General features: G+C 55.5%; 11 protein-coding genes. 4 read left to right on the forward strand and 7 right to left on the reverse strand.

The window, feature by feature from the left end; genetic code table 11:
* Position 1: 1 nt before the first annotated feature.
* Positions 2-1,015, reverse strand: coding sequence for an HlyD family secretion protein (locus tag Q4551_RS05835; RefSeq protein WP_303432432.1), 1,014 nt, complete (start codon positions 1,013-1,015; stop codon positions 2-4).
* Positions 1,016-1,129: 114 nt separating this feature from the next.
* Here Q4551_RS05835 and Q4551_RS05840 point away from each other — a divergent pair, with 114 nt between their 5' ends.
* Positions 1,130-1,279: a hypothetical protein gene (locus tag Q4551_RS05840; protein ID WP_303432434.1), complete on the forward strand. Its 150-nt coding sequence runs from the start codon at positions 1,130-1,132 to the stop codon at positions 1,277-1,279.
* 57 nt (positions 1,280-1,336) lie between these two features.
* Here Q4551_RS05840 and Q4551_RS05845 read toward each other — a convergent pair whose 3' ends face one another.
* Together Q4551_RS05845 and purL are read right to left on the reverse strand one after the other, a co-directional pair.
* Positions 1,337-1,810, reverse strand: coding sequence for a hypothetical protein (locus Q4551_RS05845; protein ID WP_303432437.1), 474 nt, complete (start codon positions 1,808-1,810; stop codon positions 1,337-1,339).
* A 184-nt stretch (positions 1,811-1,994) separates the two neighbouring features.
* The gene (purL, locus tag Q4551_RS05850; protein ID WP_303432440.1) at positions 1,995-5,933 is read right to left on the reverse strand and encodes a phosphoribosylformylglycinamidine synthase; all 3,939 of its coding nucleotides are present in this window, start codon (positions 5,931-5,933) and stop codon (positions 1,995-1,997) included.
* A gap of 523 nt (positions 5,934-6,456) precedes the next feature.
* Here purL and mltF point away from each other — a divergent pair.
* Positions 6,457-7,896, forward strand: coding sequence for a membrane-bound lytic murein transglycosylase MltF (gene mltF, locus Q4551_RS05855; RefSeq protein WP_303432443.1), 1,440 nt, complete (start codon positions 6,457-6,459; stop codon positions 7,894-7,896).
* A 118-nt stretch (positions 7,897-8,014) separates the two neighbouring features.
* Here the strand turns inward: mltF and lipA are convergent, their stop codons facing one another.
* The 4 genes from lipA to Q4551_RS05875 form a co-directional block, all read right to left on the reverse strand.
* The gene (lipA, locus tag Q4551_RS05860; RefSeq protein ID WP_303432445.1) at positions 8,015-9,001 is read right to left on the reverse strand and encodes a lipoyl synthase; all 987 of its coding nucleotides are present in this window, start codon (positions 8,999-9,001) and stop codon (positions 8,015-8,017) included.
* A gap of 73 nt (positions 9,002-9,074) precedes the next feature.
* Positions 9,075-9,713, reverse strand: a complete 639-nt coding sequence (gene lipB, locus Q4551_RS05865; RefSeq protein ID WP_303432448.1) for a lipoyl(octanoyl) transferase LipB — start codon at positions 9,711-9,713, stop codon at positions 9,075-9,077.
* Positions 9,713-10,015, reverse strand: a complete 303-nt coding sequence (locus tag Q4551_RS05870; protein ID WP_303432451.1) for a YbeD family protein — start codon at positions 10,013-10,015, stop codon at positions 9,713-9,715. Before Q4551_RS05870 ends, lipB begins: the two co-directional genes overlap by 1 nt.
* Before the next feature lie 5 nt (positions 10,016-10,020).
* A complete protein-coding gene (locus Q4551_RS05875; protein WP_303432454.1) occupies positions 10,021-11,160 on the reverse strand; it encodes a D-alanyl-D-alanine carboxypeptidase family protein in 1,140 nt (379 codons plus the stop codon).
* Between the two features lie 257 nt (positions 11,161-11,417).
* On the opposite strand from Q4551_RS05875, the gene Q4551_RS05880 reads away from it, so the two are divergent.
* Positions 11,418-12,953: an alkaline phosphatase gene (locus tag Q4551_RS05880; RefSeq protein ID WP_303432456.1), complete on the forward strand. Its 1,536-nt coding sequence runs from the start codon at positions 11,418-11,420 to the stop codon at positions 12,951-12,953.
* Between the two features lies 1 nt (position 12,954).
* A complete protein-coding gene (locus Q4551_RS05885; RefSeq protein ID WP_303432458.1) occupies positions 12,955-14,493 on the forward strand; it encodes an alkaline phosphatase in 1,539 nt (512 codons plus the stop codon).
* Positions 14,494-14,514: the final 21 nt, after the last annotated feature.

Consider the following 14,514-nt stretch of genomic DNA (forward strand, 5'->3'; position numbering starts at 1 on the left):
GCTACTCAGCCACAGCAGCAGTAAAAACAGCAGCGTCAACCGACATGCCAGGGCGCAGCATCGAGGTATCCTGACCGTCCTCAAACACCAGCTTGACCGGTAATCGTTGTACCACCTTGGTGAAGTTACCCGTTGCATTCTGAGGAGGCAGCAGAGCAAATTCTGAACCGGTGGCCGCAAAAAAACTGTCAACATGGCCTTTGAATATCAGATCAGGCAAGGCATCAACCCGGATTTCAACCGCTTGTCCGACTTGCATCTCGGCCACCTGGGTTTCCTTGAAATTGGCATATACCCAAACCGGGTGAGTCACCAGACTCATCAAGCGGGCACCGGGTGCCGCACTCTGTCCCAGCTGAATCTGGCGGCTGGTGATTATCCCATCACGGGGAGCCACAATGGTGCAGTAATCCAGCATCAGCTGAGCCTGAGCCACCGCCGCCCGGGCTTCTGCCACACTGGCCTGTAACTGCGGAGCCTCGCCCTTGACCGCCACCAGATTGGCCTTGCGGGACGCCAGTTGGGCTTCGTTTTCGTGTAGTCGGGCCTCAGCCGAGGCCTGGGTCAGTTCGGCGGCATCAATGGCATCCTGCGATACATATTGCTGTTGTTTGAGTTGCTGCAGGCGCTTCAGTTGTTGTTGTGCGCGCCGGTATTCAGCCCGGGCACCTTCCAGCGAAGCCGCAGCTGAAGCGATTTGGGATTGTTCCGCCACTACCCGGTCGGCCAGATGTGTCAGTCGGGCCTGGGCTGCAGACAGCATGGCCTGCTGTTGCTGTAAACGGGTCAGATACAAGGCAGGGTCCAATGTCAGTAACACATCGCCCTGCTTCACCGCCCGATTGTCCTGGGCTTCCAGCGCCAGCACGGTTCCATCGATCCGGCTCATCACCGGTACAATATCGGCCTTGATGTAGGCATTGTCGGTATCTTCGCGGCCCTGATGCCACCACCACCAGTAACCCGCCAGACCGGTGACCAATAACAACAACAGAACAATCACTACTTTACGCATCGCCTTACATCACCCAGAGGAGCCAGAACAGGGCGCTAAACTAGCTTGCTATTTAACAAATTGGAAATTAAATTGTTTTCACATACTGTTCCATAACCGGCAACAACTGCGGTTATGCAAACAACCGTTACCACCACAATGATTACCATCATGACAACCACCATCATGATGATCACCATAACGGCGACCACGGTTATTATCGCAGCGCCACCCTGCCGACTGACCTTCCAGTCGGTGCAGGGCCACAGCGATAATCAAGGATAGCATCGGGGTAAAAGGCGAGCGGAAAGACGCAATAAAAGTCAGGAGTTAGCGATAGCGCTACAGCTCTGACAGGATTTCCGCACGTTTGGTACGATATTCCTGTTCGCTGAGCAGGTTCTTCTCACGCAGGGTTTGCAAGCGCAACAGGCGCTCTTCGACGGTTTTACCTTGCGCCGGTGGTACAACAACCTCTCGCTGCACGCTCTGATGCTGCTGGATTCTGTCATCACAGACATAATACCGCGCCGTCATCTTGGTTTTGGTAAAGTTCTTGTAGTTACCGGTTGCCATGCGTTTGCGATGATCACTCTGATTGGTCGAGGTAATCACTATCTGGTCAGCCCCGAACTCTGCGGCTGATTGCCGATGCTCCTGCTGACAATGCTGAATGCCATTACGACCGTTGTTGATACAGGTGCTCTGCTTGACCATACGGCAGCGTTGTTCATCCACAGATTTTTTAATTTCTACCGCTTGAGCCGTCACGCTGGCACTGACACCCAGCAATACTACCGCCAACATCTTTTTCATGATTTGTCTCGTCATTACTGCCGTTGCCATAACTACCAGAACCACCCGACTTCTTATAAATCGCTGCAGCGTAGCTCAGGCTTGTGATAACGGCCGGTTAATAGAGCCAATCCGCTGCCCCAAAGGCTGGCGGATTGGCAGTAGTGCCTGCGTTGACCGGTAAAGAGAAGCCGGATCAGGCAGTTCAGTTCTCTTCACACCAGACGCGCGCGTTGCGGAACATACGCATCCAGGCACCGTCTTCGCTCCAGGGTTCGCCATCCGCTCCAAGTGGAATATACGAATTCTGGATAGCACGGAATACGCGCTCCGGGTGCGGCATCATGATCGTTACCCGACCATCAGCCGCGGTCAGACCGGTAATACCTTCTGGCGAGCCATTCGGGTTGAGCGGATATTGCTCTGTGACCTTGCCATAATGATCAACATAACGCAGCGCCACTTGGCCGGCCAGTTCACTGAGATCCGCTTGTGAGCCAAACTCTGCCCGGCCTTCACCATGCGCCACCGCAATCGGCATGCGCGAACCAGCCATGCCCGCAAGGAACACGGAATCGGATTCCTGCACTTCGACCATCGCCACCCGTGCTTCAAATTGCTCGCTCATATTGCGCACAAAATGTGGCCAGTGTTCAGCACCCGGTATCAGTTCGTGCAGGTTTGACAACATCTGGCAACCATTACAAACCCCGAGGGCAAAAGTATCTGGGCGTGCAAAGAAGGCGGCAAACTGGCTACGGGCCTGATCGTTAAACAAGATCGACTTGGCCCAGCCTTCCCCGGCACCCAATACGTCACCGTAAGAGAACCCGCCACAGGCCACCAGGCCGCGGAAGCCTTCCAGCGTCACAGCCCCTGACAGTATATCGCTCATATGCACGTCAACAGTGGCAAACCCGGCGCGATCAAACGCAGCCGCCATTTCGATCTGGCCGTTAACCCCTTGTTCCCGCAGGATGGCCACTTTCGGCGCATCGGCAGATATTGAATCGGGCAAATCTGCCGTAATATCCTCGTTCACATCAAAGCTTAACTCGGCGTGAATCCCGGGATTGTCGCTGTCCAGCAGGGCATCAAACTCTTGCTGGGCGCAGTCGGCGTTGTCGCGCAGCGCCTGCATACGGAAACTGGTTTCTGCCCAGACCCGATGCCAGCGAGTGCGGGATTCACTGAGGAATTCTTCATCCTGAAAGCTGAAGGTGATCTGGTCATCGTCATTGGCGGCACCAATCACGGCGGTGCAATCTCCCAGACCGGCGGCTTCAAATTGAGCCAGTACGGCTTCCAGATCGTCACGACGTACCTGCATCACTGCGCCCGGCTCTTCGGCAAACAGTGCTGCTGCCAGCTCGGACGGGGTATCGGCCAGCAGATCCATGGAAATATCCAGACCTGCGTGACCGGCAAACGCCATTTCCACCAGGGTAGCAAACAACCCACCATCTGAGCGGTCGTGATACGCCAGCAACTTGCCGTCGGCATTCAACCCTTGCACCACAGCAAAGAAAGCCTGCAAGTCTTCGGCATCGTCGAGATCGGCCGGAATGTCTCCGACTTGCTGATACACCTGGGCCAGACAAGAGGCTCCCAGGCGGTTCTGGCCACGGCCCAGATCCACCAGAATCAGGTCAGAGGCCATGTCTTTCTGAATTTGTGGTGTCAGAACCAGGCGGGCATCCGATACTGGCGCAAAGCCTGTAATCACCAGAGACATGGGGGAAGTCACCGCCTTGTCCAGGCTATCGCCCTGTTCGTTGGTGTCTTGCCAGCGGGTTTTCATCGACATGGAGTCTTTGCCCACTGGAATGGTCACTTGCAGCTCGGGGCAGAGCTCCATCCCAACGGCTTTTACCGTGGCGTACAGTTTCTCGTCTTCACCCTCGTGACCAGCCGCACACATCCAGTTGGCTGACAACTTGATGTCGGCTAACCGGGCAATCGGTGCCGCCGCCAGGTTGGTGATGGCTTCCGCCACTGCCAGTCGACCGGATGCCGGTGCATCCAGCAATGCAACCGGAGTACGCTCCCCCATCGCCATGGCTTCACCGACATAACTGTCGTAAGACGCAGTAGTTACCGCCACGTCTGCGACTGGCACCTGCCAAGGACCAACAAACTGGTCACGGGCAACGGTACCGGTAATGGAGCGGTCACCAATGGTGATCAGAAAGGACTTGCTGGCAACTGTTGGCAAGGTCAGTACCCGCTCCGCCGCTTCGGCCAGATCAATACCTGTCGTATCAAACGGCGTTGCCACTGTGGCGCGAGTGCTGGCATCCCGGTGCATACGCGGTGGCTTGCCCAGCAATACCTGCAATGGCATATCCACGGGCTTGTTGCCAAAGTGGCTGTCGGTCACGGTCAGATGTTCTTCTTCGGTGGCGTAACCCACCACGGCATAAGGACAACGCTCACGCTGACAGATGGCATCAAAGGTGGCCAGTTCCTGCTGCGGCACCGCCATCACGTAACGTTCCTGGGATTCATTCGACCAGATAGCCCGTGGGCTCATGCCTGGCTCATCATTCGGGACGTTTCGCAGTTCAAACTGACCGCCACGTCCACCGTCCCCCACCAGCTCAGGGAAAGCGTTGGAGATACCACCAGCACCCACATCGTGAATAAAGGCAATCGGGTTCTGCTCGCCTTTCTGCCAGCAGCGATCGATCACTTCCTGGCACCGGCGTTCCATTTCCGGGTTTTCACGCTGTACGGAAGCAAAATCGAGATCGGCATTGGACTGGCCAGAGGCCATCGACGACGCTGCGCCACCGCCCAGGCCAATCTGCATCGCCGGGCCACCCAGCACAATCAGGGCAGCACCGACAGGAATATCACCCTTTTGTACATGCTCATCACGAATATTGCCGTAACCACCGGCAATCATGATCGGCTTGTGATAACCCCGGACTTCACCATCGTGTTGCAGTTCAAAAGTACGGAAGTAACCACACAGGTTCGGGCGGCCAAATTCATTATTAAATGCCGCACCGCCCAATGGGCCATCCGTCATGATATCGAGAGCCGAGACAATCCGGTCCGGCTTGCCATACTGGCTTTCCCATGGCTGTTCAAAGCCGGGGATTTTGAGATCGGAAACCGTAAAACCGGTCAGGCCTGCTTTAGGCTTGGAGCCACGGCCTGTTGCCCCTTCGTCACGAATCTCGCCACCAGAACCGGTGGCCGCCCCGGAGTGTGGTGCAATCGCAGTTGGGTGGTTATGGGTTTCCACCTTCATCAGGATATGCATGGCTTCTTCGTGATAGCCGTACTGACCGGACTGTTCCGTCCCCATCGGGTTCGGGAAGAAGCGCCCTGCCTGATGACCACGGATCACCGACGCGTTGTCTTTATAGGCAGAGAGAATATTGTCGTGATAACACTCGTAAGTGTTCTTGATCATCTGGAACAGGGATCTGTCCTGCTCCTGACCATCAATGGTCCAGCTGGCGTTAAAAATCTTGTGACGACAATGCTCGGAATTAGCCTGGGCAAACATCATCAGCTCAACGTCGGTCGGGTTACGCCCCATGATCTTGTAGTTATCAACCAGATAATCCACTTCATCATCGGCCAGGGCCAGGCCCAGCTCTTTATCTGCCGCCAACAGCGCCTCTCGACCACCACTCAGCACATCCACTGTCGTCAAGGGTGCCGGTTCGGCATGGGAGAACAGCGCCGCGGCGCCATCGTGGTGGTCAAGAACCACTTCAACCATACGATCATGCAAGGCGGCGGTCACCGCATCACGATCAGCAGCACGGCTGCCAGTGACGTAATAGGCGATACCCCGCTCCAGCCGCAACACCTTATCCAGGCCACAGTTATGGGCAATATCCGTGGCTTTCGATGACCAGGGAGAAATGGTGCCAAAACGGGGAATGACCAGAAATAAATCCGCCTCATCCATAAAGCCGGATTCCACGCTGTCAGCCTTGGGGCCATAACGAAGAATTCGCTCCAGAATCAGGTGCTCATGGTCAGCCAGATCGGCTTTGAGATCAGCAAAATGAACGAACTCGGCATAGACGCCAGTAACGGATGGAACTGCGTTCTGCAGTTTGCTGAGAATTCTGGATTGACGAAATTCCGAAAGCGCTGGTGCGCCACGCAGCTCAAGCATTGTGCCTTGACTCCAGGGGTGGGGCCGAAAATACGGGAAAAAATGAGGCCAAATGATACTGGATAGCAATCAACTCTGCTACCAGATGGCATCGTCTGAGCGACTGCGGCAACAGAGTTTTTCTGTTCTGATTACCGGATAAACTGATCAGAAAAGCAGCTACTCCGTGCTGAAAGCAGCCAAAAACAGGACAAAACAGTCCGACACAAGCGCACCACTCCGGCTGTCAGCAAGCGGCTTGCTGCGCTTGTCTGATTCGTGGCCATGGCACGCCCAAATGCGATGAAACCGGGCTTTATGGCGAATAAACAACCAGCAAAACCATCCTTATTGTCTTGATAACCACGACCAGATCACGATTAAACCACCTGCCATTGACAACACCTATTGCCACCATTCAGAGAAGCTCTTGGCTCAACGATTGTTTTTTAACCAACTTATGGTGTAAAATGGAACAATAATTGCTGCCACGCACCAGATTAGTGCAGGAGAGCACGATAGTTAATAATGGAGCCAACCTTACATGCTGATGAAATCAGTCAAACTGCTAACGGGTCTGATGACTCTGCTGGTCTGCCTTACCGCGATCACAGGTAGTGTACGCCCGACACAGTTAGAGCAAATACGGATGCACGGTGAAATCACCATGATTACCCGTAACAGCCCAGTGACCTACTACGAAGACCGTACAGGCCCGTCAGGCTATGAACTGGAACTGGCTCAGGCATTTGCCGACTATCTTGGTGTGCGACTGAATGTACAGGTGGCCGACAACCTGACTGGCATATTCACAGCATTAAATGCCGACCAGGCACAGTTTGCTGCCGCCGGCCTGGCTGTTACACCAGAACGTCAACGCTGGTTCCGTTTCAGCGAACCCTACCAGCAAGTCCGTGAACACGTGATCTATCGCCGTGGCACCCAGCGCCCACGCAAGCTCGACGACATGCTCAGCGGTATGATTGTAGTCCCGGCGTCATCCAGCCATGCCCAGACATTACGTCGTGCCCAGGTGGATGAACGTCCAGAGCTGAGCTGGAGCGAAACCGGCGAGCTGGATATTACCGATTTGATGCATATGGTTGCTAATGGTGATATCGACTACACCCTGGTCAACTCCAACGAATTCAATATGCTGCAAGCCTATATCCCCAATATCGGTATCGGCTTCACCATTGATGATGAACGCTCATTGGCCTGGGCATTCCAGCACAATCGTGACAACTCTCTGCTCAACGCTTCACGAGAATTTTTTCAGTCACGCCAGACTCGTCAACAACTGGCAACGCTGAACGAGCGCTACTACGGCCATCTCGATGAGCTGAACTATGTCGGTGCCAAGCGTTTCTTGCGCCAGACTGTACGCAAGCTCGATCGCTACAAGCCGTATTTTGAACGATCCGCCAACGACAACCAGTTTGACTGGCGTCTGCTGGCAGCAGTGGGTTATCAGGAAAGCCACTGGAACCCGCTGGCAACCAGCTACACCGGCGTACGGGGCTTGATGATGCTGACCAATGCGACCGCAGGTGACCTTGGTGTCAGTGATCGTCTCGACCCAGAGCAAAGCATTCTTGGTGGCGGACGCTATCTGAACAGTTTACGCAACCGCCTGGGTACCCAGGTAGCCGAACCGGATCGTACCTGGATGACGCTGGCTTCCTACAATATTGGTTATGGCCACTTGCAGGACGCTCGCCGTCTGGCCTACGAAATGGGTGGCAATCCGAACCTGTGGCGCGATGTGAAAGAAGCTTTGCCACTGCTGAGCCAGAAGCGTTACCACAAAAACACCCGTTACGGTTATGCCCGTGGCAGTGAAGCCGTTGATTATGTCCAGAACATCCGCCGCTACTACGACGTACTGGTCTGGAATGACGAACAGGCTCTGCAGATTGCATCAACAGACAACGACAACCTGCACTTGTCCTCTTCCATGACTGTGGTACCGCCACTGCTCTGAATAACGGAAGCAGCCAGCCTGGCCATAACCGCCGGACAACAGCCATAAAAAAAACCGCAGCCCTTGTCAGGCTGCGGTTTTTTTATACTGCTCAATCAGTGAGATTGGCGATCATCGGTTACGATGATTTTTTATGACCACTCCAGACACCGCTAACATCTTCACCAGCCGCCTGGGCATCAGCGTGATACGAAGAACGTACCATTGGCCCGCTGGTTACCCGGCTAAAGCCCATTTCCTTGGCAATATTACCCAGCTCATCAAACTCTTCCGGTGTCACAAAACGCTCAACAGGCAAGTGTTCACGGCTTGGCTGCAAATACTGTCCCATGGTGATGTGGTCGACCAGATGAGCGCGCATGTCCTTCATCACTTCGATCACTTCTTCGTTGGTTTCACCCAGGCCCAGCATCAAGCCAGACTTGGTGGGTACATCGGGGCGACGTTGCTTGTAGTTTTTCAGCAAGTCCAGTGACCACTGGTAATCGGAACCTGGACGGCTTTTTTTGTACAGGCGAGGCACGGTTTCCAGGTTGTGGTTAAACACATCCGGTGGCGTTTGCTCCAGCGTATCCAGTGCAACATCCATACGACCACGGAAGTCCGGCACCAGTACTTCAATCTTGATACTCGGGCTGTGTTCACGGGTCAGGGAGATACAATCAGCAAAATGCTGGGCACCGCCATCGCGCAGATCGTCACGGTCGACCGAGGTCACTACAACGTATTTCAGCCCCATATCCGCAATTGCCAGTGCCAGGTTTTTCGGCTCATCAACATCCAGCGGATTCGGGCGACCATGGCCAACATCACAAAACGGGCAACGACGGGTACAGATATCACCCATAATCATAAACGTTGCCGTACCGCCACCAAAACACTCACCCAGGTTCGGGCAACTGGCTTCTTCGCATACGGTGTGCAATTTGTGTTTGCGCAGCTTGGCCTTGATATCACTGATTGCCGGGGTAGCCGGAATACGCACCCGAATCCAATCGGGTTTGCGTGGCATTTCTTCGGTAGGAATCACTTTAATCGGGATACGGGCAACCTTGTCAGCACCACGTAATTTTTGCCCTTGTACCGCTTTTACTCGTTCAGTCATCTGTTTACCCCAGCCTGCCCGGTCAGCGGGATCACCGCAACCAGGATGTATAATTTGGATCTGGCGCGGCAGATTATGCCGGGCTCGTGATCGTTGTGAAACCCAGGTGACGGATCAGCTGTTGTTCCAGCTGCCCAGCCACCTGATCGATGTTTAATCCGGCGTTTGGTGCTTCCCGAACCACCTGTGTCATTTCCAGCCCGGCGTAACCACAGGGGTTGATACGCAAGAAAGGCGTCATATCCATATCCACATTCAGCGCCAGACCATGAAAGGTACGGCCATTACGAATGCGCAGTCCCAGCGAGGCAATCTTGCGACCGTCGACATAAACCCCTGGCGCATCAGCTTTGGCAGCCGCATCAATACCCCATTGGGCCAGCGTCGCAGCGATCGATTCTTCCATGGCGGTCACCAAGGCCCGCGGACCAAGGCCAAGACGCTTGATATCCAGTAACAGATAAACCACCAGCTGGCCTGGGCCATGATAGGTCACCTGACCGCCGCGATCTGTCTGTACCACGGGAATATCCCCAGGCACCAGCACATGCTCGGCCTTGCCAGCCTGACCCTGGGTAAAGACGCCAGGATGCTGTAAAAACCAGATTTCATCCGTGGTCTCGGGTTGACGCCGGGCCGTAAAAGACACCATTTCCTCATAGCAGGGCTGATAATCAACCAGCCCCAGCTGACGAACCACCACCTCTGGCATCAGATCACCATATGCACCAGTTCGTGAGCACTCAGCTCTTTATGTAGCGCTTCCAGCTGCTCGATACCCGTCGCAGTAATATAAATTGTCAGCGACTGGAAATTACCCTTGCTGCTGTCACGCACCTGGATTTTCTCAAGATCGAACCCCGGAGCATGGAGATGGAAAATATCCAGCACGACCTGGCGATAATTATCCGTGCCCTTGCCAACAACCTTGACGGGGTAATTGGCGCAGGGAAATTCGATTTTCGGCGCTTCCTGGGTGGTTGCAGGCTGGCCATCCGCCTTGATCAAAGCCATGTCGATTACCTCAACAGTCGTGTAAAGAACATCTCGATTTCACCCATCAGCTGACCAACCAGACCGGATTCTTCTACCGCACTGATGGCAATCAATGGACGCTCCTCGATAACTTCACCGTCTTTGCGGACCACCAGAGTGCCCACCATATCACCTGCGGCAATAGGCGCCTTGATGTATTCATCGGTGTTCAGCTCAACATCCAGATCGCCTTCAGTACCACGGGGCACGGTCAGATAAAGGTCATCCTTCACCCCCAGGTCGATCTGATCTTGCTGGCCGAGCCAGACTTTGCGCTGTTCCAGCACATCGTTGGCGCTGTACAGTTTGTGGGTCTGGAAATAACGGAAGCCATAGGCCAGCAGCTTCTGGGTTTCCCTGGCACGGGCATCGTCACTGCGGGTACCCATCACCACGGCGATCAGGCGCATATCATCCCGCACCGCGGATGCAGCCAGACAGAATCCGGCAGCTTCGGTATGGCCGGTTTTCAGGCCATCGACAGAGTCATCACGCCACAACAGCTTGTTGCGGTTAGGTTGACGAATATCGTTGTATTCAAAGTATTTTTCAGAATACAGACCGTAATAGGCCGGGTGATCCTTGATGATATGCCACGCCAATGTGGCGATATCCCGTGCGGTTGAATGATGCTCTTCCGCAGGCCAGCCCGTTGCGTTCATGAAATGACTGTTGGTCATTCCCAGCTTGATGGCGTACTGGTTCATCCAGTCGGCAAATGCATCCTCAGAACCGGCAAAGTATTCTGCCACCGCCACCGAAGCGTCGTTGCCGGATTGCACAATAATGCCGCGCAGCAAGTCGATCAGTGAGACCTCGGTACCTTCGCGCACAAACATTTTGGAGCCGCCCTTTTTCCAGGCGTTAACACTGATTGGCACCATGGTGTCATCCGTAACATTACCCGTCACCAGTTCGTGCACAGCAATATAGCTGGTCAGCATCTTGGTCAGACTGGCAGGCGGCAAGGTCTCGTCGGCATTGTGCTCGACCAGGACATTGCCACTCTCAGCATCAATCAGAATAAAGGCCCGCGCATCCAGATCAGGAGCTTTGGGAACAATAATGGCAGCCGAAGCACAGGCCGCACTCAAGTATAAAAACAGGCTTAGTAGATAGCGCATGACTCTTGACTAACAGTAGGAGAGTTGAGCCGGGCATTGTAACACGGCCACCAGAATTTGCAGTCCAGACGAGAACGACATATTGCCGTCATAAAGAGCTGCGATATACAGGGTCACTGAGTCAGGATAATTGAGCCAGTCAGACCCCCGCTGGCCGCAATCAGGCAGTAAAGACTATAGGCGCAGTTCGCACCCCGATTTACACTGACCAATACAAACCAACGTTCACAAGAACCTTTATCTGACAGGAAGTTCCCATGCAACGCCTTGCCTGCTCCGGCCTGCTGGCCATCACAACGCTCGCTACCGCAGCTTTATTGACGTCGCCGCCGCTGCTGGCAGCCTCCCCATCAGCCTATCAGCCCAACTACCAACAGGGTCAGGCCTGGCTGGAATACCGCCTTGCCAACGAGACACCCGGCACCCGTGCACGTAACCTGATCCTGTTTCTTGGCGACGGCATGAGTGTCACCACGCTGACCGCTGCACGCATCTTTCAGGGCCAGCAACAAGGTTTCAGTGGTGAAGAAAACTTCCTGTCATTCGAGCGCTTCCCCTATTCCGGATTGGTCAAGACCTACAACACCAACCAGCAAACCCCGGATTCCGCCGGCACCATGAGCGCCATCATGACCGGCGTCAAAACCCGCGCCGGAGTGCTCAGTATTGGCCCCGAACAGGATCGCGCTGTCTGCCAGGGCAGCCAGGCCCACCAGCTGACAACATTACTGGAATACGCCAGCCAGCAAGGATTGGCCACCGGTGTGGTCACCACCGCCCGCCTGACTCACGCGACCCCGGCAGCAACCTACGCCCACACCCCCGAACGGGACTGGGAAGCCGACAGCGATCTGTCTGAAGAAGCGCGCCAGCAAGGCTGCGAAGACATTGCCGCCCAATTGATCCACCGCGGCTTTGCCAACGGGCTTGATCTTGCGATGGGCGGCGGCCGCAAGAACTTTATGACAACAGCCCGGGAAGGCGTACGTCTCGATACCGACCTGACCCAGCAATTCAGCACACGCTATCCCGACGGCCAACTTCTACTGAGCCGAAATGACCTTATGGGCATGCAGGCTCGTACCCCGGTGCTTGGCCTGTTCGCCGACAGCCATATGGCCTACGCCCATGACCGCACCAGCGCCGAACCCTCTCTCACCGAAATGACCTTTGCCGCCTTGCAGATCCTGCATCAGCAAACCCAAAACAGCGACCGGGGCTATGTCCTGATTATTGAAGGTGCCCGTATCGACCATGCCCATCATGCCGGCAATGCCTATCGCGCCCTCACTGATACCGTCGCCATGGCCGATGCTGTCGCCTTTGCCGACCGCATGACCAATGACAACGACACCCTGATCATGGTGACCGCAGATCACAGCCATACGCTGTCCTTCTCCGGTTACCCGCAACGTGGCAACGATATTCTTGGTCTGGTGCAACACAACGACCAGCTTACCCATGCCAGCGATGGTGCCCCTTACACCACGCTGGGCTATGCCAATGGCCTGGGTGCCAATGATATTGATCCGGTCAGCGCTACAGAATCCGGCCGCCAGAATGGCCGAGTCCACTGGCATGAGGATGAAGACACCAGCCACCCGGACTTCCATCAGGCTGCACTGGGCCACCGGGAAAGCGAAACCCATGGCAGCGACGATGTCGCGATTCACGCCAAAGGCCCGGGATCACAATGGTTCCGCGGCCTACTGGAACAAAACAGCCTGTTTCACCTCGCCAGCCGGGCACTGCACCTAACCACCCAGGCCCCGGCCGTCACGGAGGACAACTGATATGACCGTTATGACCCCACTCAAACGTGCCGCACAGCTCACCACCACCCTGAGTGCCATGGCACTGGCCAGCTGCGCGACCCATGACAGCAATACCGATCCGGTCAGCGACAGCCAGCCACAACACACCACCGAGGTATTGATCCCCGGCCCGGTCAGCAGCAGTGACTGGTATGCCCTAGGGCAACAACAAGCCGACCAGCGCCAACAACAGCCAGACAATCAACACCGAGCCAAAAACCTGGTGCTGGTCATTGGTGACGGCATGGGAATCACCACGTTAACGGCCGGGCGCATCTTCAGCGGCCAACAACTTGGTCTTAACGGCGAAGACTTTGCCATGAGCTTCGAAACCCTGCCCTATTCAGCTCTGGTCAAAACCTACAACACCGACCTGCAAACACCGGACTCGGCAGGCACCATTACAGCCCTGCTCACGGGCACAAAAACCCGTGCCGGAGTACTGTCCGTCGGCCCTGACGTCACCCGGGGAGACTGTGCCAGCGGTGCAGGCCAGACGCTCGACACACTGATGGATCTGGCACAAGCGCAAGGCAAGGGTACCGGTGTGGTCTCCACCACCCGCCTGACCCACGCCACCCCGGCGGCAACGTATGCCCACAGTGTCGATCGCAACTGGGAAAACGACAGCCAGCTGACTGACGAAGCCCGCACCTCCGGCTGTCAGGACATTGCCACCCAACTGGTCAACAGCGATCTCGATATTGCTCTTGGTGGTGGTCTGGCGCAATTTAACACCACTGCCACTGGCGGTGCTCGTCAGTCCGGCAACCTCACGGACGATTGGCAGCAGCGCCCGGATCATCACTTGCTCACCAACCGGGACGCCTTGCAAACCGCCGATTTGAGTCACGGCCAGTGGCTGGGGCTGTTTTCTCCCTCACACCTGCCATACGTTGACGATCGCGATACCCAAACTCCCGGTTTGCTGGATATGACCCAGGCCGCCGTGCAACGCCTGTCACACAACGAGGAAGGTTACGTACTGGTGATTGAAGCAGGCCGCATCGACCACGCCCACCATGAAGGCAATGGCTATCGCGCCCTGAAAGAAACCGAGGAATTACACCAAACGGTTGACTGGCTGCTGCAGTCTGTTGATCTCGAAAATACCCTGCTGCTGGTCACCGCCGACCATAGCCATACACTGACTCTGGCAGGCTATCCGACCCGCGGCAACCCGATGACAGCACTGGTAACGGGCAATGATGATCACGGCCACCCGGCACCAGAGCCTGATCGTCTGGCGGATGGCGAACACTACACATCGATGAATTATCGTAATGGCCCCGGCGCTGTCGCCATGCCGCGTCCGGCCATCAGCGCCGACGAAGCTGAATCACCAGACTATCGTCAGCAAGCGTTGATACCCATGTACTCAGAAACCCATGGCGGCGAAGACGTCGCCGTCTACGGGGCTGGCCCCTGGTCCCACCTGCTGGGTGGCACCATGGAACAACACTGGCTGTTTCACTTGATGCGTCATGCCCTGACCGTCGATACCGCAACAGGACGATAGCGACTGGGATAACAATAGGGA

Source organism: Oceanobacter sp. 5_MG-2023 (assembly GCF_030548165.1).
Lineage (GTDB): Bacteria > Pseudomonadota > Gammaproteobacteria > Pseudomonadales > Oceanobacteraceae > Oceanobacter.